The sequence below is a fragment of the Sphingomonas silueang genome (genome assembly GCF_040049155.1).
In the GTDB taxonomy this organism is placed as follows: domain Bacteria; phylum Pseudomonadota; class Alphaproteobacteria; order Sphingomonadales; family Sphingomonadaceae; genus Sphingomonas; species Sphingomonas silueang.
The window spans coordinates 118,576-142,523 of sequence record NZ_JBDZDK010000002.1 but is presented as its reverse complement, the minus strand read 5'-3'; the positions used below and the strand labels follow the sequence as shown (position 1 = coordinate 142,523).

The 23,948-nt window shown below is 69.6% G+C and carries 28 protein-coding genes; 14 read left to right on the top strand and 14 right to left on the bottom strand.

Translation table 11 applies throughout. The annotated features are described in order from the left end of the window. Nucleotides 1–78: 78 nt before the first annotated feature. Nucleotides 79–1,068, top strand: a complete 990-nt coding sequence (locus ABLE43_RS02745) for an NADP-dependent oxidoreductase (RefSeq protein WP_348976945.1) — start codon at nt 79–81, stop codon at nt 1,066–1,068. Nucleotides 1,069–1,215: 147 nt separating this feature from the next. On the opposite strand, the gene ABLE43_RS02740 is transcribed toward ABLE43_RS02745, so the two are convergent. Genes ABLE43_RS02740 through ypfJ form a run of 4 tightly spaced genes read right to left on the bottom strand, consistent with a single transcriptional unit; the run spans nt 1,216 to nt 3,190 of the window. Further along, nucleotides 1,216–1,395 (bottom strand): hypothetical protein, encoded by a 180-nt coding sequence (locus ABLE43_RS02740; RefSeq protein WP_348976944.1) that lies wholly within the window; start codon nt 1,393–1,395, stop codon nt 1,216–1,218. A 9-nt stretch (nt 1,396–1,404) separates the two neighbouring features. Next, nucleotides 1,405–1,854: a YaiI/YqxD family protein gene (locus ABLE43_RS02735; protein ID WP_348977136.1), complete on the bottom strand. Its 450-nt coding sequence runs from the start codon at nt 1,852–1,854 to the stop codon at nt 1,405–1,407. Continuing rightward, a complete protein-coding gene (locus ABLE43_RS02730) occupies nt 1,854–2,318 on the bottom strand; it encodes a GreA/GreB family elongation factor (RefSeq protein WP_348976943.1) in 465 nt (154 codons plus the stop codon). Before ABLE43_RS02730 ends, ABLE43_RS02735 begins: the two co-directional genes overlap by 1 nt. Continuing rightward, a complete protein-coding gene (gene ypfJ, locus ABLE43_RS02725) occupies nt 2,318–3,190 on the bottom strand; it encodes a KPN_02809 family neutral zinc metallopeptidase (protein ID WP_348976942.1) in 873 nt (290 codons plus the stop codon). Before ypfJ ends, ABLE43_RS02730 begins: the two co-directional genes overlap by 1 nt. Before the next feature lie 128 nt (nt 3,191–3,318). Between ypfJ and ABLE43_RS02720 the strand changes: the two genes are divergently transcribed. Genes ABLE43_RS02720 through ABLE43_RS02710 form a run of 3 tightly spaced genes read left to right on the top strand, consistent with a single transcriptional unit; the run spans nt 3,319 to nt 5,909 of the window. After that, entirely contained in the window at nt 3,319–4,479 is a 1,161-nt protein-coding gene (locus tag ABLE43_RS02720) for a patatin-like phospholipase family protein (RefSeq protein WP_348976941.1), read from the top strand. Nucleotides 4,480–4,482: 3 nt separating this feature from the next. Beyond that, a complete protein-coding gene (locus tag ABLE43_RS02715; protein WP_348976940.1) occupies nt 4,483–5,268 on the top strand; it encodes a 3-hydroxybutyrate dehydrogenase in 786 nt (261 codons plus the stop codon). Further along, a complete protein-coding gene (locus tag ABLE43_RS02710; RefSeq protein ID WP_348976939.1) occupies nt 5,265–5,909 on the top strand; it encodes a DUF4893 domain-containing protein in 645 nt (214 codons plus the stop codon). Before ABLE43_RS02715 ends, ABLE43_RS02710 begins: the two co-directional genes overlap by 4 nt. Before the next feature lie 124 nt (nt 5,910–6,033). On the opposite strand, the gene pyrF is transcribed toward ABLE43_RS02710, so the two are convergent. The 10 genes from pyrF to ABLE43_RS02660 form a co-directional block, all read right to left on the bottom strand. Further along, nucleotides 6,034–6,711: an orotidine-5'-phosphate decarboxylase gene (gene pyrF / locus ABLE43_RS02705; protein ID WP_348976938.1), complete on the bottom strand. Its 678-nt coding sequence runs from the start codon at nt 6,709–6,711 to the stop codon at nt 6,034–6,036. After that, on the bottom strand, nt 6,708–7,010 hold the full coding sequence (locus ABLE43_RS02700; protein WP_348976937.1) for a LapA family protein: 303 nt from the start codon (nt 7,008–7,010) through the stop codon (nt 6,708–6,710). The genes pyrF and ABLE43_RS02700 overlap by 4 nt, the downstream gene beginning before the upstream one ends. Before the next feature lie 85 nt (nt 7,011–7,095). After that, nucleotides 7,096–9,387, bottom strand: a complete 2,292-nt coding sequence (locus ABLE43_RS02695) for a patatin-like protein (protein ID WP_348976936.1) — start codon at nt 9,385–9,387, stop codon at nt 7,096–7,098. After that, nucleotides 9,384–10,079: an endonuclease/exonuclease/phosphatase family protein gene (locus ABLE43_RS02690; protein ID WP_348976935.1), complete on the bottom strand. Its 696-nt coding sequence runs from the start codon at nt 10,077–10,079 to the stop codon at nt 9,384–9,386. The genes ABLE43_RS02695 and ABLE43_RS02690 overlap by 4 nt, the downstream gene beginning before the upstream one ends. 258 nt (nt 10,080–10,337) lie before the next feature. Then, on the bottom strand, nt 10,338–11,696 hold the full coding sequence (locus ABLE43_RS02685) for a sensor histidine kinase (RefSeq protein ID WP_348976934.1): 1,359 nt from the start codon (nt 11,694–11,696) through the stop codon (nt 10,338–10,340). Further along, a complete protein-coding gene (locus ABLE43_RS02680; protein WP_348977135.1) occupies nt 11,693–12,412 on the bottom strand; it encodes a response regulator in 720 nt (239 codons plus the stop codon). The genes ABLE43_RS02685 and ABLE43_RS02680 overlap by 4 nt, the downstream gene beginning before the upstream one ends. 79 nt (nt 12,413–12,491) lie before the next feature. Continuing rightward, on the bottom strand, nt 12,492–13,118 hold the full coding sequence (locus tag ABLE43_RS02675; RefSeq protein WP_348976933.1) for an EF-hand domain-containing protein: 627 nt from the start codon (nt 13,116–13,118) through the stop codon (nt 12,492–12,494). 100 nt (nt 13,119–13,218) lie between these two features. Beyond that, entirely contained in the window at nt 13,219–13,911 is a 693-nt protein-coding gene (locus tag ABLE43_RS02670) for a glutathione binding-like protein (protein ID WP_348976932.1), read from the bottom strand. Nucleotides 13,912–13,974: 63 nt separating this feature from the next. Next, nucleotides 13,975–14,640 carry a phytanoyl-CoA dioxygenase family protein gene (locus ABLE43_RS02665; protein ID WP_348976931.1) on the bottom strand — a complete coding sequence of 222 codons (666 nt, stop codon included), beginning with the start codon at nt 14,638–14,640 and terminating at the stop codon, nt 13,975–13,977. Then, nucleotides 14,637–15,851: an SGNH/GDSL hydrolase family protein gene (locus tag ABLE43_RS02660; RefSeq protein WP_348976930.1), complete on the bottom strand. Its 1,215-nt coding sequence runs from the start codon at nt 15,849–15,851 to the stop codon at nt 14,637–14,639. Before ABLE43_RS02660 ends, ABLE43_RS02665 begins: the two co-directional genes overlap by 4 nt. Nucleotides 15,852–16,157: 306 nt before the next feature. Here ABLE43_RS02660 and ABLE43_RS02655 point away from each other — a divergent pair, with 306 nt between their 5' ends. From ABLE43_RS02655 to ABLE43_RS02610, 10 genes are all read left to right on the top strand, one after another. Then, nucleotides 16,158–17,021: a PAS domain-containing protein gene (locus tag ABLE43_RS02655; protein WP_348976929.1), complete on the top strand. Its 864-nt coding sequence runs from the start codon at nt 16,158–16,160 to the stop codon at nt 17,019–17,021. 271 nt (nt 17,022–17,292) lie between these two features. Next, complete coding sequence (locus ABLE43_RS02650; RefSeq protein ID WP_348976928.1) at nt 17,293–17,721, top strand: RrF2 family transcriptional regulator; 429 nt, start codon at nt 17,293–17,295, stop codon at nt 17,719–17,721. After that, nucleotides 17,721–19,184 (top strand): Fe-S cluster assembly protein SufB, encoded by a 1,464-nt coding sequence (gene sufB / locus ABLE43_RS02645; RefSeq protein ID WP_348976927.1) that lies wholly within the window; start codon nt 17,721–17,723, stop codon nt 19,182–19,184. Before ABLE43_RS02650 ends, sufB begins: the two co-directional genes overlap by 1 nt. Beyond that, nucleotides 19,181–19,504 (top strand): hypothetical protein, encoded by a 324-nt coding sequence (locus ABLE43_RS02640; protein ID WP_348976926.1) that lies wholly within the window; start codon nt 19,181–19,183, stop codon nt 19,502–19,504. Before sufB ends, ABLE43_RS02640 begins: the two co-directional genes overlap by 4 nt. Continuing rightward, nucleotides 19,501–19,797 carry a hypothetical protein gene (locus tag ABLE43_RS02635; RefSeq protein ID WP_348976925.1) on the top strand — a complete coding sequence of 99 codons (297 nt, stop codon included), beginning with the start codon at nt 19,501–19,503 and terminating at the stop codon, nt 19,795–19,797. The genes ABLE43_RS02640 and ABLE43_RS02635 overlap by 4 nt, the downstream gene beginning before the upstream one ends. A 47-nt stretch (nt 19,798–19,844) precedes the next feature. Next, entirely contained in the window at nt 19,845–20,588 is a 744-nt protein-coding gene (gene sufC / locus ABLE43_RS02630; RefSeq protein WP_348976924.1) for a Fe-S cluster assembly ATPase SufC, read from the top strand. 142 nt (nt 20,589–20,730) lie between these two features. Continuing rightward, complete coding sequence (locus ABLE43_RS02625; RefSeq protein ID WP_348976923.1) at nt 20,731–21,807, top strand: SufD family Fe-S cluster assembly protein; 1,077 nt, start codon at nt 20,731–20,733, stop codon at nt 21,805–21,807. A gap of 115 nt (nt 21,808–21,922) precedes the next feature. Further along, nucleotides 21,923–23,128 (top strand): cysteine desulfurase, encoded by a 1,206-nt coding sequence (locus ABLE43_RS02620; protein WP_348976922.1) that lies wholly within the window; start codon nt 21,923–21,925, stop codon nt 23,126–23,128. Next, nucleotides 23,125–23,580 carry an SUF system Fe-S cluster assembly protein gene (locus ABLE43_RS02615; protein ID WP_348976921.1) on the top strand — a complete coding sequence of 152 codons (456 nt, stop codon included), beginning with the start codon at nt 23,125–23,127 and terminating at the stop codon, nt 23,578–23,580. The genes ABLE43_RS02620 and ABLE43_RS02615 overlap by 4 nt, the downstream gene beginning before the upstream one ends. Continuing rightward, nucleotides 23,580–23,927, top strand: coding sequence for a HesB/IscA family protein (locus tag ABLE43_RS02610; RefSeq protein WP_348976920.1), 348 nt, complete (start codon nt 23,580–23,582; stop codon nt 23,925–23,927). Before ABLE43_RS02615 ends, ABLE43_RS02610 begins: the two co-directional genes overlap by 1 nt. The last annotated feature ends 21 nt before the right edge of the window (nt 23,928–23,948 follow it).

The following is a 23,948-nucleotide window of genomic DNA, read 5'->3' as shown; positions in this document are numbered from 1 at the left end:
TCGCACGAGGCGACAGGCGGAGGGGTCCGGGAAACCGGGCCCCTTTGTCGTTGCCGCCGGTTTCGGAAAGGAGGATGCATGGCCAAGGCATGGCATCTGGTCAGCCGCCCGAAGGGGATGCCGACCGCAGATAATTTCGCGCTGCGCGATCTGCCCGCGCGCGACCTGAATGACGGCGAGGTGCGCGTCGCCAACCGCTGGCTCTCGGTCGATCCGTATATGCGCGGTCGGATGAACGACACGAAAAGCTATGTCCCGCCGTTCGCGCTCGACGCGCCGATGCAGGGCGGCGCGATCGGCGAGGTGATCGAGAGCCGGTCGGACCGGCTGCCGGTCGGCACCGTCGTGCAGCACATGGCGGGCTGGCGCGACGTAGCGGTGTTGCGGGCCGAGGAAGCGCAGCCGATCCCTGGCGGCGACATTCCCGCGCAGGCGTATCTGGGCGCGTTGGGGCTGACCGGGATGACCGCGTGGTTCGGGCTGCTCGACGTGGCGCAGGCAAAGCCGGGCGAGACGGTGTTCGTATCGGCGGCGGCGGGGGCGGTCGGATCGTGCGTGGTGCAGATCGCCAAGGCGAAGGGCATGACCGTGATCGGATCGGCAGGCGGCGCAGAGAAGGTGGCGTGGGTCCGCTCGCTCGGGGCCGATGCGGTGATCGACTACAAGGGCGACGTGCCGCTCGCCAAGGCGCTGGGCGAGGTCGCGCCGGACGGGATCGACGTATATTTCGACAATGTCGGCGGCGAGCATCTCGACGCGGCGCTGGCGCATGCGCGGCAGGGGGCGCGCTTCGCGATCTGCGGCATGATCGACGGCTATAATACCGCCGAGCCGGTCGCGCTGCGCTATCTGATGCGCGTCATCGCCGCGCGCATCCGGGTACAGGGGTTCATCGTCAGCGACTTCCTCGGCCGCATCGCCGAATTCCACCAGGGCATGGCCCCGATCGTCGCGAGCGACGCCTTCCAGCGCGAGGAAACGGTGGTCGAGGGGCTGGAGAACGCGCCGGACGCCTTCCTCGGCCTGTTCTCCGGCAGGAACCGCGGCAAGATGCTGGTGAAGCTCTGAACTCCTCCCCGGCACGGGGAGGGGGACCGCCGCCGAAGGCGGTGGTGGAGGGGGCTGTCCGCATACGCAACGGCTGCGTTCGCGGCCACCCCCCTCCACCAGCCTACGGCTGGTCCCCCTCCCCGCAGAGCGGGGAGGATCGGGGCGTTACCGCAGTTTCGCGATCTTCAGGCCGTCTTCCTTCGCCCGGTCCTTGATCGACTCCTCGCTGCGGGTCAGCGCCTTCGCCATCTGCTTGAGCGGCATGCCCTTTGCCGCCAACTGGTGCAGCTTCTGGATTTCGTCGGGGCGCCACGGCTGGCGGTGACGTTCAAATTTCTCGGCCATGCTACGCTCCTATGCCGTCCGCTTCAGCCGCACCAGTGCGGTGTCGAGCGCCTGGAGGAACCGCGAACGATCGGTCTTGCCGAACGGCGGCGGGCCGCCCAGCTGCTCGCCGCCCGCGCGCAGGTCGGCCATGATCGCCCGCGTCGCGATCGCCCCGCCGATCGACGCGCCGGTGAACGGCTTGCCGTTGGGGGCGAGGACGCTCGCCCCGGCCTTCAGGCAACGATCGGCGAGCAATATGTCGGCGGTCACGACCACGCTCGCGGGCGTGGCCGCGTCGGCGATCCAGTCGTCGGCGGCGTCGAACCCGTCGGAGACGACCACCCGCTCGACCCATGGCAGCGGCGGCACGCGCAGATGGCTGTTGCTGACGATCGCCACCGGTACGCCATGCCGCTCGGCGACGCGGTATACCTCGTCCTTCACCGGGCAGGCATCGGCGTCGACGAGGATGCGGATCACGGCTCGATCGCCTGCGTGTCCGTCACCTCGATCGCGTCACGTTTCCCTGCGAAATCCGCCGTCTCGCCAGGCATCAGCCCGGTCAGCGCCAGCGCCAGCGGCGCGGTGAAGGCGATGCGGCCCGCCGCCGGATCGGCCTCGTCGCTGCCGACCAGTTCGATCGTCTTCTCCTGCCCGTTCAGCCGATAGGTCACGCGCGATCCGAAACCCACCTCGTCGGTCGGCGGCGGCGGGATGTCGGCGGTCGAGTGGCGGGTCCGCCAGTAGCGCAGGTCGCGCCTGATCGCCGCCTGCCGTTCGGCATCGCCCTCGGCGGCCAGTTCACCCTCCAGCCGCGCGACCTGTGCCGCCATCGCCGCCAGCCCGCGGCGGGTCACGAGATTGGGGCCGGGCGGCAGCGGCAGCTCGAAGCGCGGCTCCTTATGCTCGTCGTCATCTTCCCGTCGAAACGCTACGCTCATCAAATCTGCCCTGAAAAAGTATCGCACTGTGCCGGGTCGCCGGTCTGATACCCGCGGTTCAGCCAGTAGCGGCGCTGGGCGGAGGTGCCATGGGTAAAGCTCTCGGGCGAGGCGTTGCTGCCCTGGAGCGTATCGTCGCCGATCGCTTCCGCCGCCTTCAGTCCTTCCTCTAGGTCGCCCGACTCCATCCGCCCGCTGCGCTTGCCCCAGACACCGGCATAGCAGTCCGCCTGGAGTTCGAGGCGGACCGACTGGGCATTGCCCTGCGCGGTCGGCAGCGTCTGCTGCGCGCGGCTGACCGCCTCGGCCTGTCCGGTCAGGTTCTGGATATGGTGGCCGACCTCGTGCGCGACGACATAGGCCTGCGCGAAATCGCCGCCCGCGCCGAAGCGCTGCGACAGTTCGCGGAAGAAGCTCGTGTCGAGGTACACGCCGCGATCGGGCGGGCAGTAGAACGGCCCCATCGCCGACTGCGCCGCGCCGCAGCCCGACTGTGCCCCGCGCCGGAAGAAGTTGAGCGTGGGCGCGGGATATTGCTGGCCCTGCTGGCGGAAAATCTGCCCCCATACCTGTTCGGTCGAGGCGAGCACGCGGCAGGCGAACAGTTCCTCGGCGGTGTCGCACGGCACATTGCCCTGCGCCGAACCCTGTTGCGCGGTAGGTGCCTGTCCGCCGCCCGACACCAGCCCACCGCCGCCGGAGAACATCAGGAACGCGACCGCGACGATCGCAAGGATGCCGATCGTGCCGCAGCCGAGGCCGCGCCCGAGCAGCAAGGGCAGGAATCCCAGCAGGTTGAGCCCGCCGCCGCCCCCGCCGCCTTCGCCAAGGTCGCGCACGTTGCTGGAGGGATCGAGATCGTCGAGGCGCATGGGCGGCGGTCCGTTCGTTAAAGCTGCGTATTGAAATGCGCGAAGGGGCGCGTCCGTTGCAACCAGCCGCCGTGAAATCGGTTGTACGGGCGTTGAACCGATACAAGAGAACGCGCAAGGTGCCCGCGATGGCCGAAGCCGACCCCCGCCCGCGCCGCACGGCCACCCCCGGACTGCCGCTGCCCGACTGCGTGGCGCTGGTATTGCAGGGCGGCGGCGCGCTCGGCAGCTATCAGGCGGGGGTGATCGAGCGGCTGGGCGAGGCCGAGGTCGAGATCGACTGGGTCGCGGGCATCTCGATCGGCGCGATCAACGCGGCGATCTTCGCGGGCAACCCGCCCGCCGCCCGCGTGGAACGGCTGCGACAATTCTGGACCCAGGCGGCGGGCGTGCTGCCGTGGTTCCCGATCCTGCCGGATGACCGGGTGCGCGAATGGGTGCATGAGTGGTCGGCGGGGGTGGTGCTGGCGACCGGGGTGCCGGGCTTCTTCAGGCCGCGCATGGTGCCGCCGCAGTTCGCGACGCCGGGCACGCCCGCCGCGCTCAGCTATTACGACACCGCGCCGCTGCGCGAGACGCTCGACGCGCTGGTCGACTGGGACCGGGTGAACGACGGGCCGGTGCGGCTGTCGGTCGGCGCGGTCGATATCGAAAGCGGCAACTTCGTCTATTTCGACAGCGCGCGCGAACGGCTGGACGCGCGGCATGTGATGGCATCGGGCGCGCTGCCGCCGGGGCTGCCCCCGGTCGAGATCGACGGACGCTGGTACTGGGACGGCGGCCTCGTCAGCAACACGCCGCTGACCCATATCCTCGACCATCAGCGCGAGGCGATGCTGGTGTTCCAGGTCGATCTGTTCGCCGCCGAATCCGCACTGCCGCGCACCATCGGCGACGTGGTGGCGCGCGAAAAGGAAATCCGCTTTTCCAGCCGCACGCGGCAGGTGTCGGCCGAGCGGCTGCGCCTCAGGCAGGAGCGCGAGCTGATCCGGCGGCTGGTGTGCCGCCTGCCCGACGGACTGCGCGACGATCCCGACGTGCGCGCGCTGGCTGCGATGGCCGACGAACATCCGCTCAGCCTCGTCCACCTGATCTACCGCGCGAATGCGTGGGAGGGCGGGGCGCGCGACTTCGAGTTTTCGGCGCGGGCGATGGCGGAGCATTGGGCCGCGGGCCGTGCCGCCATTTCCCAGACGATGGCCAACGCCACCGTCGTCGCCGCCAATATCGTCGACGGGCGCACCGCCGCGTTCGACCTCACCCCCCATGTCCACCATCGCCAAGGATAATCCATGTTCCTGAAGGGCAAGACCGCGATCGTCACCGGCTCCACCTCGGGCATCGGCCTCGCCTATGCCAAGGCGTTCGCCGCCGAGGGCGCGAACGTCGTCATCAACGGCTTCGGCGACGCAGACGCGATCGAGCAGGAACGCGCCGCGCTGGCGCAGGCGAGCGGGGCGGAGGCGCGCTACGACCCCGCCGACATGACCAAGCCGGACCAGATCGCGGCGATGGTCGACAAGGCGGCGGCGGAACTGGGTTCGGTCGACATCGTCGTGAACAATGCCGGTATCCAGCATGTCGCGAAGATCGAGGAGTTTCCGATCGACAAATGGGATGCGATCCTCGCGATCAACCTGTCGTCGGCGTTCCACATGATCCGTGCCGCCGTGCCGCATATGAAGCAGGCGGGCTGGGGCCGGATCATCAACACCGCCTCCGCCCACAGCCTCGTCGCCAGCCCCAACAAATCGGCCTATGTCACCGCCAAGCACGGCCTTGCGGGCCTGACCAAGACGGTCGCGCTGGAAGTGGCCACGCACGGCATCACCGCCAACTGCATCTCGCCCGGCTATGTGTGGACCCCGCTGGTCGAGAAGCAGATTCCCGACACCATGGCCTCGCGCGGCCTCACCCGCGAGCAGGTGATGAACGACGTGCTGCTGGCGGCACAGCCGACCAAGGAGTTCGTGACCGCCGAGCAGGTCGCATCGCTGGCCCTCTACCTGTGCCGCGACGAGGCGAAGGCGATCACGGGTACCAACCTGTCGATCGACGGCGGCTGGACCGCGGCTTGAGGCGGTTCGCATCGATCCCGTTCGCCTGTCTCGGGCTGTCGCTGACCGCGTGCGGCGGCGGCGACCGGCCTGCTGCGGCGAGTGCGTCCACGACCCCGCCGCCCGCGCGGAGCGGCGACGACTGGCGGCGGGTGGCGACCGCGAACGACCGCGACCGGCTGCGGCGCTGGCGCGATGCGTGGCTGGCGGCGCTGCCCCGCGCGCGGGCTGCCGATGCGGCGGGCGTGGCGGAACAGGGCGCGTTGTTCGACCCCGACCTGCGCCTCACCGGCGATGCCCCTGCCGGACGATACCGCTGCCGGGTGTTCAAGCTGGGCGGCGTCGGCACGGCAGCGCGCGACTTCACCGCCTACCCCGCATTCGATTGCCGCATCGACGACGAGGGGCCGGTGCGCAGTTTCTACAAGCTGACCGGATCGCAGCGCCCCGTCGGGCTGCTGTTCCCCGACGGCGACCGGACGGTGTTCCTCGGCACGCTGCTGCTGGGCGACGAGCGGGCGGCGCTGCAATATGGGCAGGACCGCGACCGCGACATGGCCGGGTTCCTCGAACGGATCGGCGACCGGCGCTGGCGGCTGGTGCTGCCCTATCCCCGGTTCGAATCGACGTTGGACGTGATCGAGCTGGTGCCGGTGGAGTAGGGGGCGGGCGGCTGGACCGATCCGATCCACCCGTTCGTGTCGCGCGCAGTCGAGACACCATGCCCGGCGCGTGCGGCACGTCCCTCGACTTCGCTCGGGACGAACGTGCTGGACGTGCTGCCCCCTACAGCGTCGCCTCGATCGCCCGTGCTGCCGCGTCCATGTCCTCCGCCTGGGTGATCGGGCGGCCGACGACCAGTACCGACGCCCCGGCGTCGAGTGCGGCGCGCGGGGTCACGACCCGCTTCTGGTCGCCCACCTTGCCGCCGGCGGGCCGGACGCCCGGCACGACGAAGAATCCCTGCGGCCACGCCTTCTTCGCCGCCGCAACCTCCTCGCCCGAGCAGACCACGCCGTCGATCCCGGCGCTCTTGGCCAGTTCGGTCAGGCGCACGACCTGTTCGTGCGGGTCGGCGGGCATGCCGATCGATGTCAGGTCATGCGCGTCGAGGCTGGTCAGCATCGTCACGGCCACCACCCTGGTGCCGAGTGGCGCGGCGGCCTTTGCGTCCTCCAGCATCGCCCGGCCGCCTGCGGCATGGACAGTCAGGATCGCCGGGTCGAGCGGCCCCAGCGCCTGGATCGCCTTGGCCACCGTATTGGGGATGTCGTGGAACTTCAGGTCGAGGAAGATCGGCAGCCCCAGATCGGCCATCGTCCGCACGCCCGCACGGCCATTGGCCATGAAGAATTCGAGGCCGAGCTTCAGCCCGCCGACATGGTGGCGCACCGCCTGGGCGATGGTGCGGGCGCGGTCCAGATCGGGGGTGTCGATCGCGACATAGATCGGCGAGCGGCTCACAGCGTGGCTCCCGGCAAGGGGGTGGCAGGTTCTACGACCGCCGGTTCGGGACGGCGCAGGTCGGCGAGCGCGCGGTCGCTGGTGGCCAGCCGCTGCTTCATCCGCCAGCGGGTGAGGCGAAGCGCGATGAAGGTCGGCAGGAACCCGGCGAGGAAGGTGACGAACAGCAGCAGCGGCAGGTTCACATCGGCATAGAGCGTGCCCCACAGCTTGAGCGGCACCATCGTCATGTTGTTCAGCGCGAAGGCGACGATCACCCCGACCAGCAAGGCCCAGAACAGGGTTTTGAGGAATTGCATCGGGCCGCCCTTGTCGTTGTCGCTCTCCAGCGTTCCTTACGCCTGTCGGCGGCGGATTTCCAATAGGTGCCTGTCCGCCGGTCCCTCAGCCGATCGCGGCGCGCAGTTCGGCGAACAGCGGGGCGATGGCGGACAGGCGCGGCTCCTCCTCGTCGAGGATCGCGCGAAAGGCGTTGCGCTTGGCGGTGGCGATCCAGCCGGGGGGCAGGCGGGTATCGGCGGGCAGCGCCGACAGCGCGATGTCGATCATCCGCTCCGCGCCGTGCAGCCGCCCCCACAGATAGTCGTTCTCGCGGTACGATCGGCTGAAGAACGCGCCGAAATTATTGAAGCGGATACCCTTCAGCGTCGCCTCCGCACCGCCGCCGCGGATCGAGGGGGCATCGTCCGGGGCGATGCGATCGACGCGGATCGGATCGAATTCGTCCAGCCCCTCACCGCGCAGCAGCGGCAGGGTGGCGATGTCGAAGAAGGGAAAGCCGAGATAGGCGAGCAGCAACGGCCGCCGCACCTCGCGCGGGGCGGCGGAGAGCGCGGCGGACAGGCGCGCGTCGGTTTCCGCATCGAGGCTGGTCAGGTCCATCGCCCGGCCCATCGCGTCGAGCAACTCGGCCGGATCGGCACGCGGATCGGCGGCCAGCGTACGCAGATCGACGTAGCGGTCGGTCCGCTCGCACGCGAGATAGGGCGACAGGCTGTCGAACACCGCATCGCGGATGGCGAGCAGCAGTTCGGGGGGATGGTCGCACTCCATCGCCGCGATCGTCCGCCCCAGCATCCGCAGCCGCCGGATGCGGAACGGCAGGTCGTGGGTGCGCAGGAAGTCGATCGTGCCGACGCTTGCCCCGTCGCTCTCGAACCGGTCGGCCTCGCGCGCGGCAAGCACGTCGCCGAAGCGCTGCCGCAACCGTCGCCGCCGCTCGGGCGAGGGATCGTCGGCGATCGCTGCCACCCGTCCGGCCAGTTGCTCGAGCAGTTGGTCGATCTTGAGCAGGCCATAGGCGGCGTGCCCGACCCCGGCCTGCGCCGCCGCGCGCTCCTGCGCCTTCGCCCGCCATGCCGCCAGCCGGGCAGGGGTCGGCCAGTCGAGGAACAACGTATAGCCGAACAGCGCCTCGACCTGCGCGTCGACCGTTTCACGCAGCCGCTCGACGATGGCGAGCATCCGCTCGATCCGCGCCGAGCGGCGCTGGATCGCATCGAGATTGTCGCGGATCGGCTGCTTGCGCGGCAGTTCGGACAGCGACCCGAGGATCGTCTGGAAGAAGCTCGGCGGACCGTCCGCTACGGTGCCGATGCCGAACTTGTGGTTGGGCGCGGGATCGAGATAGACGAAGCGCCGGTCGATCTGTCGCCGTGCGGGGCGCTGGCGCAGTGCGGCGATGGCGGGGGCGAAGGGGGCGTTGGCCAGCACCGATCCGTCGATCAGCGTCGCCGCCTCCGCCATGCCGACTGCCGACTGACGCGGCAGCACGCGGCGCAGGAACGCCTCACGCCCCGGCCATTCCATCGCGCGCTCGGCGATCGCCGCGTCCAGCTCGCCCACGCGGAACGGCGGAAAGGCACCGGGGAAGCTCGAGGTGGCGCGCGCCGCGAACACCAGTTCGGCGGGATCGGCCAGCGTGTCGCCCGCATGGTCGCTGAACCCGATGACCAGCCGGTGCTCGGTCTCGACCACTTCGGGCGGTGAGTTGAGCCGCAGCAGTTCGGGGTGGCCGGTGAAGTCGGTGACGGTGACGAACAGGTCGAGCGGCTGGCCCGGCGGCAACAGCCGCGCCCCCGCCGGCGCTTCGGCCATGGCGGCGAAGGCGTCGAGCAGCATGTCGACCATCACCCGCCCGCCGAACGGCGGCTCGAACCAGCGGGCGCGGAAGAAATGGTCGAGCTTGGTGCGCAGCTCGTCGCGCGCCGCGCGGTCCACCGCCGACATGTCCTCGCCCTCGCGGCCCAGCGCCATCCATGCGATCGGCCGCGCCCATGGCCGCGACAGCGCGCTGGCCGGGGCCTGCGCCGGATCGATCAGCGCCTCGATATCCGCCTTTTCCAGCCACAGGTCGGTCAGCGGGTCGAGCGACTGGCCGGTGGCGATCGCCTGCGCGAGGAACACGCCGTTGATCCCGCCCGCGCTCGCCCCGGCGACGATGTCGACGAGGATGCGCAGCCGCACCCCGCTGCGTGTCCCAAGATCGTCCAGCATCGCGCGATAGACCTCGGCGCTGCCGGTCAGCGGATCGTCGCCCGCATGGGCGGCACGGCTGGCGCGGGCGATGTGCCAGATTTCCTTGACCAGCCCGTGCATATAGACCGCAAGGCTGATCCCGCCGTAGCAGATCAGCGCGAGGCGCAGTTCCCGTTCCTGCCGGGGCGCGTCGCTCACGCGGGCTCCAGCACGGCCCAGATCGGCAGATGGTCCGACGCCTTGCGCGCAGCCGCACTGGCATGGACCCCGGCATCGACGATCCGGAGGTCGGCGGACACCATGATCCGGTCGAGCCGCCCGACCGGATGGCGCGCATGGAAGCTGGGACCGGTATCGGCGAAGCGGTGGTCGCGCGCGAAATCGCGCAGGCATCCCGAACGCGGCGTCCATTCGTTGAGGTCGCCCATCAGCACGCTCGGCAACCGCTCGCCGCAGCCGTCGATCTCCGAGAGGATCGCATGCGCCTGTTTCCGACGCCACAGGCCGGACAGGTCGAGATGCATGCCCACCACCCGCAGGCGGATGCCGCCCGTGGTCACATCGGCCCGCACCGCGCCGCGCGGCTCCAGCGCGGGGATCTCGATCCGGTGCGGATCGGCGATCGCGGCGTCCTTGCGCACCAGCAGGGCATTGCCGTGCCAGCCCATCGACCTCGCCCGCATCGCCACCGGCACCGCCTGCCACGGGCTGCGTTCCTCCAGCATGTTGAGCGGGATGACCCCGGCGCGCTCGCCCAGCCGCCGGTCGCATTCCTGCAATGCGATGATGTCGGCGTCGATCTCGCAGAGTACTTCCAGCGTGCGTTCGGGCATGCGGCGACGATCGGTCCCGATCGCCTTGCGCATGTTGTAGCTGGCTACCTTTATCATCGTTCCGGCCTCAACGTGGGGCAGGGGGATTCGTTTCGTGGGTGGGATGGGTTGTCCACCGAACCGTTCGTGCTGAGTAGGGACTGAGCGCAGGCGAGGAGGATCAGGTGAACCATGCCCCGCATGGTTCAGGATCGTCCGGGGGACGATCCGACCTGATCCTTATCGAAGCACCATGCGCGCCGGTCCCTCGATACGCCGCTTCGACTGGCTCAGCGGCTACCCGGGACGAACGGGGTTTTGCTCGAACAGCAAGGCCTACCGCGCCAGCCGGATCGTCGCGTCCAGCCCGCCGCCCGCGCGGTTGGCCAGCGTGATCTCGCCGCCCGCATCGCGCACGATCGCGCGGGCGAGCGCTAGGCCCAGCCCGATGCCGCCGGTGCCCCGGTTGCGCGACGTCTCGATCCGGGTGAAGGGATCGAACACCGCGTCGAGCCGGTCCTGCGGGATGCCGGGGCCGCGATCGCACACTACGATCCGCACCGCCTGCGCCGTCGTCTCGACGCGCACCTGCGCGCTGCCCGCATATTTGACCGCATTCTCGATCAGGTTGCGCACCGCGCGGCGCATCAGATTGGGGCGGACGCGCAGCGGCACCCGCGCCGCCTCGACGAAATCGACCTCCGCGCCCAGATCGCGGAAATCCTCGACCACCGCATCGACCAGCGCCGCCAGATCGACATCGGTCGCGGGTTCGCTCGGCCGCCCCAGCCGGGCGAGCGACAATATGTCTTCCAGCGTCGCGTTCATCTCGTCGATCGTCTCGGCCATGCGCTGGCGGTCGGTATCGTCCTCGACCGATTCGATACGGACGCGCAGCGCGGCGAGCGGGGTGCGCAGGTCGTGGCCGATCGCGCCCAGCATCCGGTCCTTTTCCTCCAGCATCGCATTCACCCGCCGCGCGAGATCGGCGAAGGCGGCGATCAGCAGCCGCACGTCCTGCGGCCCCGACGGTTCGATCGCGGGGAGCGGCTGCCCCGGCTGGAACGCGCGCGCCGCCCCGGCCAGTTCGCGAAGCGGCTTGGCGATGCGCCGCCCGATCCACAGCACCGGGGCCAGCACGATCACGTAGAGCACCAGCGTCTGCGCGAGCAACTGCCACAACAGCCCGCGCTCGGCGATCGGCCACGGGCTGTTGGCGACCAGCCAGCCGCGTCCCGGCAGCTCGACCGCGACGCCCAGCATCGCCCCCAGCCGCCGCAGCCGCTCGGCGCGGCGGCGGTCCATCTGCCTGCCGAGGATCTCCGCCTCGTCGATCGCGCGGACGCGCGCCTCGACCCGGCCGACCGCGATCCCGGCATCGGCGAAGCCGCGCCGGATCGCTTCCTCGACATCCGCCTGCCGCTCGCCGCGCGGTGCCTTGCGCAGCCGCTGCTCGAACCGCACGCCGCGAATGCGCTCGCCGCGCGGCGCCTCGATGGTGCTCCGCCGCTGGAGCGTGACGCGCTCGGCGGCATCGACCAGCCGGGTGACGGCAGGCAGCGTCACCTCGGCGAAGCGGAACGCACGGCGCTCGCGCAGCAGCAGCGCGAAGTTGAGCGCCTGCGCCACGAACAGGGCGATCGCGACCAGCAGCGCGATCTGCCCCGGCAGGCTGGCGGGCCACAGCCGCCTCAAAGCCGCGTCACCTCCGACGCCAGCGTATAGCCGCCGCCCCAGACGGTCTTGATGATCTCCGGGTTGCGCACATCGGCCTCGATCTTCTTGCGCAAGCGGCTGACCTGATTGTCGATCGCGCGGTCGAACGCCGCCGCCTCGCGCCCCTGCGTCAGGTCGAGCAGCTGGTCGCGGGTCAGCACCTGGCGCGGCCGCGTGACCAGCGCATGGAGGAGGTTGTATTCGCCGGTCGACAAGGGCACCGACACGCCCTCGCGATCGACCAGCGCGCGCTCGCCGGTCTTCAGCACCCAGCCCGAAAAGGCGAACGACCCGGCCTCCGGCGCATGCTGCCGCACCGCGCCGCCGGCGGTGCGCCGCAGCACCACCTTGACCCGCGCCGCCAGTTCGCGCGGGGAAAAGGGCTTCACGACATAATCATCGGCACCCATCTCCAGCCCGACGATGCGGTCGGTTTCCTCGGTGCGCGCGGTCAGCAGGATCACCGGAGTCTCGCTCGTCTCGCGGATGTGGCGGCACAGCGACAGCCCGTCCTCCCCCGGCATCATGATGTCGAGGATCGCAAGGTCGATCGCATAGGCGTTGAGCCGCGCCCGCGCGCCTTCGGCATCGCCCGCCTGGGTCACGCGAAACCCCTGTCTGGTCAGGTACTGCGCCAGCGGTTCGCGGATCGAGCGTTCGTCGTCGACGAGGAGGAGGTGCGGGATGTCGGCCATATCGGACATGGTAGGAGGTGCCTGTGCAAGGGGCAAACCGCCGGGGCGGCGGGAAAGTGCCGCCCGGCGTGGGGGCGCATCACCCCTGCGCGCGGCGTTCGGCGCGCTGCTGGCGATGCTGGCCGCGCTCGGTCGCGTCGATGCGGCCGTCCTTGTTCAGGTCCAGCCGGTCGAAGCGGGCGAGGGCGCGCGCCTGATATTCGGCGCGCGTGACCACGCCGTCGCGCCTGGCGTCGATCCTGGCCATGCCGCCGCCGCGGCGGCCACCGCGCTGCTCGCGCCACTGCTGGCGCTCGGTCGCATCGACCTTGCCGTCCTTGTTCGCATCCTGCCGGTCGAAGGCGGCGGCGGCCTGTGCGCGATATTCCTCGCGGGTGACGACGCCGTCGTTGTTGGTGTCGGCACGCTTCAGCATCCGCGCGCCCATGCCGCGCCCGCCGCGGCCCTCGCCCGGCGACCGAGCCTGTGCATCGGCGCCGTTCTGCGGGGCCATGCCGCGACGGGCCGGGATGGCGGCAAGCTCGGCGGCGGTGATGCGACCGTCATGGTCGGCGTCGATCCGGTCGAAGCGCCGGTCGGCGCGCGCCAGCGCCTCGGCACGGGTCAGCACGTCGTCGGCCATCGGGCGCGGCGCGGCCTGCTGCGCCGGGGCCACGGCGGGAAGGGCAAGTGCGGCGACCGAGGCGGCGAGAAGGAACGAACGCATGGGAAAACCTCCTGTTGAACGATGGTCCCCGTATCGCCCGGCCTTGTCGCCGATCTTTGTCGTCGAACGCGCCCTTTTGTCGCAGTTTGTCGCAGCCCGGCTATTGCGCGGGCGGCGTACCGAACAGCACGCGGCGCTGTTCGTCGGTCATCGGCTGCTCGCCGCTCGATACCGCCTCGCCCTTCGCATAGGCAGCGACGGTTGCGGGACGCGCGGCGATCGCGTCGAACCAGCGGCGCAGGTTGGGATAGTCGCCCAGATCCTGCCCGAGCTTTTCGTGCGGGACGATCCACGGATAGGATGCCATGTCGGCGATCGAATACTCGCCCGCGACGAAGTCGCGATCGGCCAGCCGCCGGTCGAGCACGCCGTACAGCCGCGCGACCTCGCGGGCATAGCGGTCCTGCGCATAGGGCAGCTTCTCGGGCGCATAGACGTTGAAGTGGAAACTCTGCCCCGACATCGGGCCGAGGCCGCCCATCTGCCACATCAGCCACTGGATCGCGTCATAGCGGCCATGGGGATCGGCGGGCAGGAAGCGCCCGGTCTTCTCCGCCAGATACAGCAGGATCGCACCCGATTCGAAGATGGCGATCGGATCGCCGCCGCCGGTCGGCGCATGATCGACGATCGCGGGCGTCCGGTTGTTCGGCGACAGCGCGAGGAATTCGGGCGTGAACTGCCCGCCGTTCCGGATATCGACCGGACGGATGGTATAGGGCAGCCCCGCCTCTTCGAGGAACAGGGTGATCTTGTGCCCGTTGGGCGTCGGCCAATAATGAAGATCGATCATCGCGCTGGCTCCTGAACCGTGCAGGCGCGGCAGATGGGGCGGCGGGCGTGCCGCGCCAAGGGGTCAGACCCCCAGCCAGCGCAGCCCGCCGGGAAGTTCCCCTGCCGCATAATCGACCTGCAGCACCCGCCGCCGTGCCGGACGCGCCGCCGCGTCGGAGGCATGGAGGATCGGCGTGGCATAGAGCCAGACGTCGCCCCGCCCGGCGAGACAGACATGGCAGGTGCCCTGCGCCACGATCGCGGCGATATCCGCTTCGGCGATCCGGCCCCGGCGATGCGATCCCGGCACCACCAGCAACGGTGCGTTGTCGGCGGGCACGGGATCGAGATGCAGTCGCAACGTGACCATCGCCGCCTGTAATTCGGGCGGCGGTTCGACGTGGTGCAGGCCCTGCTTGATCGTCCACGGACCATAGCCCGGCGTGTCGATCCGCTGCGCCACCACGATCGTGCGGTCCTGATGCCAGCCGAGCGACCAGTTCGTCCCCGGCGACTTGTCGAACAGCAGCGCCCGCACCGGTTGCATCGCCCTGCCGACCGCCTGCGCGACGACCGCGCCGATCGGTCCTTCGGGCACCAGCAACGCGGTGAGATCGGGCCGACCGTGCAGCCGCAATCCCGCCCGTTCCTCAGGCAGCCCGCCGAGCGCCGCCTCGATCGCGGGCAGCGCCGCCGCTGCCGCGCCGGGCAGACGGCACGCCCCGTCGCGATCGAGGTCCGGCGTCACCGCCCGAACACCGCCAGCGGCACCGCGTCCGCCATCGCCTTGTAGCCCGCTACCGAGGGGTGGAGATGGTCGCCCGAATCATAGGCGGGCAGCATCCGGTCGGGCTGCGCCGGATCGCGGATCGCGCGGTCGAAGTCGATCACCGCGTCGAAATTGCCGGGCGTGCGGATCCAGGCGTTGACCGCCTGCCGCGCGGCCTCGGCGGCGGCGTCCGGGTGGTAGTAGCCGTTGCCGACGAAGGGCATGACGGTGCCGCCGATCACCTTCAGCCCCCGCGCGCGGCCCCGCGCCACCAGTTGCCCATAGCCCGCGATCAGCCGCGCGCTATGCGCCACCCGCTCCTGTGCCGACACGCTGCGTTCGCGCGCCAGCCCGCCCAGGTCGTTGATCCCCTCCAGCAGCACGACATGGGTCACGCCCGGCTGGCTCAGCACGTCGCGGTCGAACCGGGCCAGCGCGTTCGGCCCCGAACATTCCGCCAGCACGCAATTGCCGCCGATGCCGTGGTTGAGCACCGCCACCTGCGCGGTCGCCCGGTTCGCCGCCAGTCGCCGCGCCAGACCATCGGTCCAGCGGGCATGCGCGCCGCCGGAGGTGCCATAGCCGTCGGTGATCGAATCGCCGAACGCCACGATCGCACGGGCGGCGGGGGCGGCATCGACCTCGACGCCCGCGATCTGGAACCAGCGCTCGACCGGCGCCGCCCCCGCGAACACCGGATCGGCCAGCGCATCCCCCTTCGCGACCCAGCTGCGGGTGCGGGCACCGGCATGGCCGGTCTGCTGTTCGGGCAGGTCGGCGAAGCGGGTGCTGATCGCGACGTCGTCGAACGCGCGCAGCGGCAGCGCGACCGGATCGGACCACCAGTCCGCTCCGGCGGGGATGACGACATCCGCCTTGCCCGCGAAAGTCAGCGCGCGGTCGCTGCCCGGCCGGGTCGCGGCATCGGCGGGACCGGTCGCCAGCGCGACATGCGCGCCGGCAATCCGGAGCGGCGTCGCGCCGAAGGCGTTGGTGAAGCGGACCCGCAATGCCCGCCCGCCGATCGTGACCCGCACGATCTGGCGCACGGTCGTATCCTGCGCCTGGTCGGGGGGCAGGCGCTGTTCGGTTCCCGCCTTGACCGGCGAGGTCGTCCACCCCGCCACCCACGGCCCCGCCTGTACCGGCGCGGCAACCAACGCCAACGCCACGCCGCACCATTTGCGCATTCCGCCCCTCCACCATTATTCGCACGGGAATAGCATGATGTTATCGCTATCACAATCTGGGTTACATAGGTTGCGGTATACAGTTGAAGTCCTTGCGGAAAGTATACCCATCCGAATGCCCTTTGTCCGTCCATAATCGATCAAAGTGTATTGATTCTGCGTATGTCCGCGCCGATGTTCGCGATACAGGATTGGAAACAAAGGCATGGACCGCCGAACAACGGCGGCGGGTGCCTGTAGTGGGAGGATACCCGCATGCTATCGGTCGGTCAGCCTGCGCCATTGGCCGGGGACGCGCGGCACCCCATGGTATCTTCCGCCGATCTGGCGCGACGCTTCGGCCAGTTGCGACAGATGAATCAGGACGAGGCGATCATCGTCACCCATCACGGGCGACCGACCCATGTCCTGACCACCGTGGCGCATTATACCAGCCTCCGCCACGCCTCGCCCGACGAGACCGCCGCGCCGGTCGATTCTCCGGCGCTGCACCAGTTCGCCGACTGCCTGCCGCAAGGCGTGCTGATGATCGACTATCAGCTGAAGGTGGTGGTCGCCAACCGCGTGGCGCAGGCGATGCTCGACACCGGTGACGCCCCGCTGGTGGGCAAGCGCATCTTCGAAGCCGTGCCGTTGCTGCGCCATTCGCTGGTCGAAACCTATGTCCGCCGCGCCGTGGCGAGCAAGGAGCCGTGTTCGGCGGAACTGCCCTCGCTGTTTCGGGCCGACAGCTGGGTCCGGGTGGAGATCCACCCCTTCGCGCGGCACGTCACCATCCTGTTCCACGACATCACCGACGACATGCAGCGCAACCGGCTGGCCGATGCGCGCAAGGCGATCAAGCAGGCGATCGCGGCGCATGAAGGGATCGGCTATGTCTGCATCAACGTGCGCGGCCATATCAGCCAGTGCGACGCGAGCTTCACCGATCTGGTGCGCCTGCCGCAGGAGCGGCTGCACCATGTGCTGCTGGCCGATCTGGTTCCGGTGGCGCACCGGGTGGCGTTCCGTGCCGCGATCGACCGGGTGCTGAGCGACGGCGGAACCAGCACGATCGAGACGGTCCTGCTGAGCAACGACGGCATGACGGTGCCGGTGCACGCGACCATCGCCGAATTGCGCGGCAACTACGGCAACGAGGGTGCGATCCTGCTCGTCACGCGGGGCTGATCGCCTGGCGCGCCGGCGGCGACCCGTACGACAACCCTGACCGTCGATCGCCCCGGTCCCGGCATTCGCCGGTCCGGGCAGCGCGATCCGGCAGCGCAATATGGTCCATGATGGATGGACTGAGCGCGCTGCCCGCCGTTTCCGGCGGCATCGCGGTCAGGAGGCCGTTGCGTGCCGCAATCGATCACACCGATCGGGACAATGGCGGTTGACCTTCGGCGTGCGGGCGACCACATGCCAATCCGACCGGAATGATCCGATTAAGGAAGCGATGCGCCTCTCCAGCCTTGCCGACTATGCCGTCGTCCTGCTCGCCGCCACCGCGCGGCGCGGCGGCGACGCGCGCGTCACGGCGACCGCGCTGGCGGAGGAAACCGGGCTGCCGCTGCCGACCGTGCAGAAGCTGGTCAGCCGCCTGTCCGCCGCCGCGCTGATCGAGACCGGGCGCGGCAGCGGCGGGGGCTTCCGCCTGGCGCGCGGTGCCCATGCGATCGACCTCGCCCAGATCATCGAGGCGATCGAGGGGCCGATCGCGCTCACCACCTGCGTCGATGCCGCGCGGCATGATTGCGCGGTGGAGACGAACTGCATGATCCGCCCCCATGCCGGCACGGTCAACGCCGTGGTCCGGGGTGCCCTGGCAGGCGTCAGCCTCGCCCAACTCGCGAACACCGGGGCCGTGCCCCAAGAGGTAGTGTGATGGCCACCAAGAATGCCGAGGCGCTCGCCGCCGCGAACAAGAAGTACGAGTGGGGCTTTTCGTCCGACATCGAGCAGGACTTCGCTCCCAAGGGGCTGAGCGAGGATACCGTCCGCTACATCAGCGCCAAGAAGGGCGAGCCGGAATGGATGCTCGACTGGCGGCTGAAGGCGTTCCGCCTGTGGCAGACGATGGAGGCGCCCGACTGGTCGAAGCTGAACATCGACCCGATCGACTATCAGGACGCCTATTACTACGCCGAGCCGAAGAAGAAGCCGACGCTCTCGTCGCTCGACGAGGTCGATCCGGAAATCCTGCGCGTCTACGAAAAGCTCGGCATCCCGATCGAGGAGCAGAAGGTGCTCGCCGGGGTCGAGGGGTCGCGCAAGGTTGCGGTCGACGCGGTGTTCGACAGCGTGTCGGTCGCCACCACCTTCCGCAAGGAGCTGGAGGCCGCGGGCGTGATCTTCCGCTCGATCTCCGAGGCGATCCGCGAATATCCCGATCTGGTCCGCAAATGGCTGGGCAAGGTCGTGCCGCAGCGGGATAATTTCTTCGCGACGCTCAACAGCGCGGTCTTTTCGGACGGGACGTTCGTCTACATCCCGGAGGGCGTGCGCTGCCCGATGGAGCTGTCGACCTATTTCCGGATCAATGCCGAAAATACCGGCCAGTTCGAGCGTACGCTGATCGTCGCCGACAAGGGCAGCTATGTCAGCTATCTCGAGGGCTGCACCGCGCCGATGCGCGACGAGAACCAGCTGCACGCCGCGGTGGTCGAACTGGTCGCGCTGGACGATGCCGAGATCAAGTACAGCACCGTCCAGAACTGGTATCCCGGCGACGAGAACGGCAAGGGCGGCATCTATAATTTCGTGACCAAGCGCGCGCTGTGTCAGGGGAAGAACTCGAAGGTGTCGTGGACGCAGGTCGAAACCGGATCGGCGATCACGTGGAAATATCCGTCGTGCGTGCTGGCCGGGGAGAATTCGGTCGGCGAATTCTATTCGGTCGCGGTGACGAACAACCGGCAACAGGCCGATACCGGCACCAAGATGATCCATCTGGGCAAGGGGTCGCGCTCTACCATCGTGTCGAAGGGGATTTCGGCGGGGCGCAGCGACAACACCTATCGCGGGCTGGTGCGCGTGGCGCCGGGCGCGGAAGGGGTGCGCAACTTCACCCAGTGCGACAGCCTGCTGCTCGGCGACCAGTGCGGCGCGCATACCGTGCCCTATATCGAGGTCCGCAATCCCTCGGCGCAGATCGAGCATGAGGCGACCACCTCGAAGATCAGCGAGGACCAGATGTTCTACGCGATGCAGCGCGGCCTCGACAGCGAGGCGGCGGTGGCGCTGATCGTCAACGGCTTCGCGCGCGAGGTGCTGCAACAGCTGCCGATGGAATTCGCGGTCGAGGCGCAGAAGCTGCTCGGCATCAGCCTCGAAGGGTCGGTGGGGTGATGCTCGCCGCGCTGATCCTTGGCATGCAGACGCCGGTACCCGCACCGGTGCCGGTCGCGACGCCGGAGGACGAGATCGTCGTCCTCGGGCGCAAGCTGCGCAGCACCAAATTCCACTATACGACGCGCAAGTGGAAGCTGCGGACCTGCCGGGTGACCAACGGCCCGGTCGATCCGGTGCTGCAGACGGCGGCGTGCGAGGCGATCGGCTGGTGTGTCGACCAGCGGCGCGGCGGCAAGGCCGACATCGGTGCCTGCATCAGCGAGCGCCGCCCGGAAATGCTCGACCGGATCGCCGAGCTGCGGGCGGCGAAGCCATGATCGCGCTGCTGCTGGCGTTTCAGGCGGTCGCGCCGACCGCGCCCTATGCCGATTGCCTGTCGAACCGGATCAACGCCGACCCGCGCATGGAAAAGCCGCCGGCCGAGGCGGCGGCGCGCGTCGCGATCTTCGACGATGCGGCCAGGGCATGCGCGGCGGTGCGGGCGAAGGTGGCGAAGGCGCATGCCCCGATGCTCGACAAGATCGACGCATCGATGAAGGCGGTGCTGGTCAACCCGCAGGCGGCGGAGGCCGAGTTCGGGACGGAGCCGGTCGGGGGCGAGACGCCGTAACGGACAGACGAGATTTGCGGCCCCGCGCCGCACGAACAGGACGGAACATGCTGAACATCCAGAACCTCCACGCCGAAATCGACGGCAAGGAAATCCTCAAGGGCCTGTCGCTCGCCGTGAACGCGGGGGAGGTCCATGCGATCATGGGGCCGAACGGCGCGGGCAAATCGACGCTCGGCTATGTGCTGGGCGGGCGTCCCGGCTACGACGTGACCGAAGGCAGCGTGACCTTCGCGGGCGAGAATCTGCTGGAGATGGAGGCCGATGCCCGCGCCGCCGCCGGGCTGTTCCTCGGCTTCCAGTATCCGGTCGAGATTCCCGGCGTGTCGAACGTCCAGTTCCTGCGCGAGAGCCTGAACAGCCAGCGCCGCGCGCGGGGCGAAAAGCCGCTGTCGGGCGCCGAGTTCCTGAAGCTCGCCCGCGCGCAGGCCGATGCGCTGGGCATGGACATGGACATGATGAAGCGCCCGGTGAACGTCGGCTTTTCGGGCGGCGAGAAGAAGCGTAACGAGATGGTGCAGATGGGCATCCTCGACCCCAAGCTCGCGATCCTCGACGAGACGGATTCAGGGCTGGACATCGACGCGCTGCGCATCGTCGGCGACGGGATCAACCGCATCATGCGCTCGCCCGACAAGGCGGTGATCCTCATCACCCATTACCAGCGGCTGCTCGATTATGTGCAGCCCGATTTCGTCCATGTGCTGGCCGACGGGCGCATCGTCCGTTCCGGCGGCCCCGAACTCGCGCACGAACTGGAGCGCGAAGGCTATGGAGCGGTGGCGGCATGAGCGCGACCATGATCCTCCCCGGCACGGGGAGGGGGACCATGCGCAGCATGGTGGAGGGGGGCTTCCACCAGCGTACCGCCTGGGGCGACCCCCCTCCACCAGCCTGCGGCTGGTCCCCCTCCCCGCAGGCGGGGAGGATCTGATGGCGACGCTTCCCACCAACAAGCAGGAGGCGTTCCGCTGGACCGACCTCACCGCGTTGACCACCGCCGCCGCCAGCGGGCGGGGGCAGGCGGTGGCGGTCGACGGTTACTGGCTCGACCTGCCCGGCCCGCGTATCGTCTTCGTCGATGGGGTGTATGACGCTGCCGCCAGCACGCCCGGCCATGTCGCGCTCTCGCCGCTGACGCTCGACACCGCGCACCCGCTGGGCGTGCAGGCATCGGGCGCGCCCGGCTGGTCGATCGACCTGTCGGCGGCGGAGATCGTCGATCCGGTGCAGATCGTCCATGTCGCGACCGGCGGCGAGAACCATGTGCCCGCCAGCCTGACGCTGGACGAGGATGCGGTGGCGCAGGTGATCGAGACCTATGTCGGCAGCGGCTGGACCAACCGCCTGACCCAGATCGACCTCGAGCGCGGCGCGCGACTGATGCGCAGCATCCGGTTGCTCCAGACCGAAGGCTTCGTGTCGATCCGCGACGAGGCGGTGGTGGGCGAGGGCGCGAGCCTCGTCACCGGCTTCCTCGGTGCAGGCGGCATGGGCAGCCGCATCGACGCGCTGCTGACGCTCGACGGCGACGGCGCGTTCGTCGATTACGGCGGCGCGCTACTGACCCGCGAGCAGCAGCGGCAGGAATGCGCCGTCGCCGTCCGCCACGCCGCGCTCAACGGATCGAGCCGCCAGACATGGCGCGCGGTCGCCGCCGACCGCAGCCAGGCGAGCCTTGCCGCCCGCGTCGAGGTGGCGCGGGGCGCGCAGAAGACCGACGGCGAACAGTCGCTGCGCGGCCTGCTGCTCCAGCGTACCGCCACCGTGAACCTGAAGCCCGAACTCGAAATCTTCGCCGACGACGTGAAATGCGCCCACGGCGCGACGGTCGGCGAACTCGATGCCAAGGCGCTGTTCTACCTGCGCAGCCGCGGCGTGAGCGAGGCGCGGGCCAAGGCGCTGCTGACCACCGCCTTCGTCGCGGACGCGATCGACCGGATCGGCGACGAGACGGTGCGCGCGGCGTTCGCGGCGGATGCCGATGCATGGCTGGAGGCGGCGCTTTGATGCCACGTCGCGCGCAAGACCGGTTCTCGACCGGCTCGAACCGAACGGGGGGCGGGGCGGCGCTCCCATCCGTTTGGTTCGAGGCTGTCGAGAACCGTGGGCGGGAGGAACGCGCATGACCGGCACCACCCCCCTCGACCGCGTGGCCGATTTCCCGGCGATCCCGTCCGGCTGGGCCTATCTCGACACCGCCGCCACCGCGCAGAAGCCGCAGGCGGTCATCGACGCGATCACCCGCGGCTATGACACGACCTATGCCACGGTCCATCGCGGCGTGTATCAGCGCTCCGCCGACATGACGCTGGCGTACGAAGCCGCGCGCCGCCGGGTGGCGGACTTCATCGGTGCGGCCGCGCCCGAGGAATGCGTGTTCGTGCGCGGCGCGACCGAGGGGATCAACCTCGTCGCGCAGGGGTGGGCGGCGCGGCACCTGAAGGCGGGGGACCGTATCCTGCTGTCGATGCTCGAGCACCACAGCAATATCGTGCCGTGGCAGCTGGTCGCCGAAGCGGTGGGCGTGGGCATCGACGTGGTGCCGCTGACCGGGGACGGCCGGATCGATCTCGACGCGATGGCGGCGATGCTGACCCCGCAGCACAAGCTGGTCGCGCTGGCGCATGTGTCGAACGTGCTCGGCTCGATCCTCGATGCGCGCCGCGCCGCGACCCTCGCGCATGGCGTCGGCGCGAAGCTGCTGCTCGACGGGTGCCAGGCGGTGCCGCGCGTTCCCGTCGATGTGGCCGACCTCGACTGCGATTTCTACGTCTTTTCCGGCCACAAGCTCTATGGCCCGACCGGCATCGGCGTGCTGTGGGCCCGCGCCGACCTGCTCGAAGCGATGCATCCGGTGCAGGGCGGCGGCGCGATGATCGATCGCGTGAGCTTCGCGCGCACCACCTATGCCCCGCCGCCCGCGCGGTTCGAGGCGGGGACGCCGCACATCGTCGGCGCACTCGGGCTGCATGCCGCGATCGACTATGTCGAGGGCATCGGGCTGGACGCGATCCACGCGCATGAGACCGCGCTGGTCGCTGCGACGCGCGAGGCGCTGGGGCGGATCAATTCGATCCGGCTGCTGGGGCCGGACGATGCGGCGGGCATCGTCAGTTTCGTGGTCGAGGGGGTGCATCCGCACGACGTCGGCACCATCTTGGACGAGGAGCGGGTGGCGATCCGCGCCGGGCACCACTGTGCGCAGCCGCTGATGGAGGCGCTGGGCGTCCCCGCCACCGCGCGTGCCAGCTTCGGCGTCTATAACGGCATGGCCGATGTCGAGGCGCTGGTGCGCGGCCTTGAACGAGTGAACAGGATCTTCGGATGAACGACGAACGCAATTTCACCGTCGAGGAAGTGGACGCGGTGCCGCCGCCGCCCCGCGCGCGCGTGGAAGACGCCGCACCGCGCCGCCGCGACTATCTCGACGGCTTCCTCGCGCAGAAGCCCGAACCGGTCGCCGCGGGCGAGCCGGGCGGCGACACCTATGAAGCGGTGATCGCGGCGCTCAAGGAAATCTTCGACCCCGAGATTCCGGTCAACATCTATGACCTGGGCCTGATCTACGGCGTGGACGTGGCCGACAACGGCCATGTCGCGGTGACGATGACGCTGACGACGCCGCATTGCCCGGTCGCCGAATCGATGCCCGCCGAGGTCGAGCTGCGCGTCAGCGCGGTGCCCGGCGTCGCTACCGCCGACGTCAACCTCGTCTGGGACCCGCCATGGGATCCGCAGAAGATGTCGGACGACGCCAAGCTCGAACTGGGGATGCTGTGATGGCCACGCGCGTCCGCCCCGCCGCGATCCGCCTGACGCCCAACGCCGAACGCCGCGTCGCCGACCTGATGGCGAAGGCTCCGGCGGACGCGATCGGGGTGAAGCTCTCGACCCCCCGGCGCGGCTGTTCCGGTCTTGCCTATTCGGTCGATTACGTCACCGCGGCCAACCCGATGGACGAACGGATCGAGACGCCGGGCGGCACCTTCTTCGTCGACGGCGGATCGATCCTCTACCTCATCGGTTCGACGATGGACTGGGTGGAGGACGATTTCACCGCCGGTTTCGTCTTCGCCAACCCCAACGCCAAGGGCGCTTGCGGCTGCGGCGAGAGTTTCACGGTCTGATCCTCCGCCCCGCATGGGGGT

What these genes read in the sequence shown, in the direction of transcription:
- ABLE43_RS02745 (WP_348976945.1), top strand. Translation starts at nt 79, where the DNA reads ATGGCCAAGGCATGGCATCTGGTCAGCCGCCCGAAGGGGATGCCGACC.
- ABLE43_RS02740 (WP_348976944.1), bottom strand. Translation starts at nt 1,395, where the DNA reads ATGGCCGAGAAATTTGAACGTCACCGCCAGCCGTGGCGCCCCGACGAA.
- ABLE43_RS02730 (WP_348976943.1), bottom strand. Translation starts at nt 2,318, where the DNA reads ATGAGCGTAGCGTTTCGACGGGAAGATGACGACGAGCATAAGGAGCCG.
- ypfJ (WP_348976942.1), bottom strand. Translation starts at nt 3,190, where the DNA reads ATGCGCCTCGACGATCTCGATCCCTCCAGCAACGTGCGCGACCTTGGC.
- ABLE43_RS02720 (WP_348976941.1), top strand. Translation starts at nt 3,319, where the DNA reads ATGGCCGAAGCCGACCCCCGCCCGCGCCGCACGGCCACCCCCGGACTG.
- ABLE43_RS02715 (WP_348976940.1), top strand. Translation starts at nt 4,483, where the DNA reads ATGTTCCTGAAGGGCAAGACCGCGATCGTCACCGGCTCCACCTCGGGC.
- ABLE43_RS02700 (WP_348976937.1), bottom strand. Translation starts at nt 7,010, where the DNA reads ATGCAATTCCTCAAAACCCTGTTCTGGGCCTTGCTGGTCGGGGTGATC.
- ABLE43_RS02690 (WP_348976935.1), bottom strand. Translation starts at nt 10,079, where the DNA reads ATGATAAAGGTAGCCAGCTACAACATGCGCAAGGCGATCGGGACCGAT.
- ABLE43_RS02680 (WP_348977135.1), bottom strand. Translation starts at nt 12,412, where the DNA reads ATGGCCGACATCCCGCACCTCCTCCTCGTCGACGACGAACGCTCGATC.
- ABLE43_RS02675 (WP_348976933.1), bottom strand. Translation starts at nt 13,118, where the DNA reads ATGCGTTCGTTCCTTCTCGCCGCCTCGGTCGCCGCACTTGCCCTTCCC.
- ABLE43_RS02670 (WP_348976932.1), bottom strand. Translation starts at nt 13,911, where the DNA reads ATGATCGATCTTCATTATTGGCCGACGCCCAACGGGCACAAGATCACC.
- ABLE43_RS02660 (WP_348976930.1), bottom strand. Translation starts at nt 15,851, where the DNA reads ATGCGCAAATGGTGCGGCGTGGCGTTGGCGTTGGTTGCCGCGCCGGTA.
- ABLE43_RS02655 (WP_348976929.1), top strand. Translation starts at nt 16,158, where the DNA reads ATGGTATCTTCCGCCGATCTGGCGCGACGCTTCGGCCAGTTGCGACAG.
- ABLE43_RS02650 (WP_348976928.1), top strand. Translation starts at nt 17,293, where the DNA reads ATGCGCCTCTCCAGCCTTGCCGACTATGCCGTCGTCCTGCTCGCCGCC.
- sufB (WP_348976927.1), top strand. Translation starts at nt 17,721, where the DNA reads ATGGCCACCAAGAATGCCGAGGCGCTCGCCGCCGCGAACAAGAAGTAC.
- ABLE43_RS02635 (WP_348976925.1), top strand. Translation starts at nt 19,501, where the DNA reads ATGATCGCGCTGCTGCTGGCGTTTCAGGCGGTCGCGCCGACCGCGCCC.
- sufC (WP_348976924.1), top strand. Translation starts at nt 19,845, where the DNA reads ATGCTGAACATCCAGAACCTCCACGCCGAAATCGACGGCAAGGAAATC.
- ABLE43_RS02625 (WP_348976923.1), top strand. Translation starts at nt 20,731, where the DNA reads ATGGCGACGCTTCCCACCAACAAGCAGGAGGCGTTCCGCTGGACCGAC.
- ABLE43_RS02620 (WP_348976922.1), top strand. Translation starts at nt 21,923, where the DNA reads ATGACCGGCACCACCCCCCTCGACCGCGTGGCCGATTTCCCGGCGATC.
- ABLE43_RS02615 (WP_348976921.1), top strand. Translation starts at nt 23,125, where the DNA reads ATGAACGACGAACGCAATTTCACCGTCGAGGAAGTGGACGCGGTGCCG.
- ABLE43_RS02610 (WP_348976920.1), top strand. Translation starts at nt 23,580, where the DNA reads ATGGCCACGCGCGTCCGCCCCGCCGCGATCCGCCTGACGCCCAACGCC.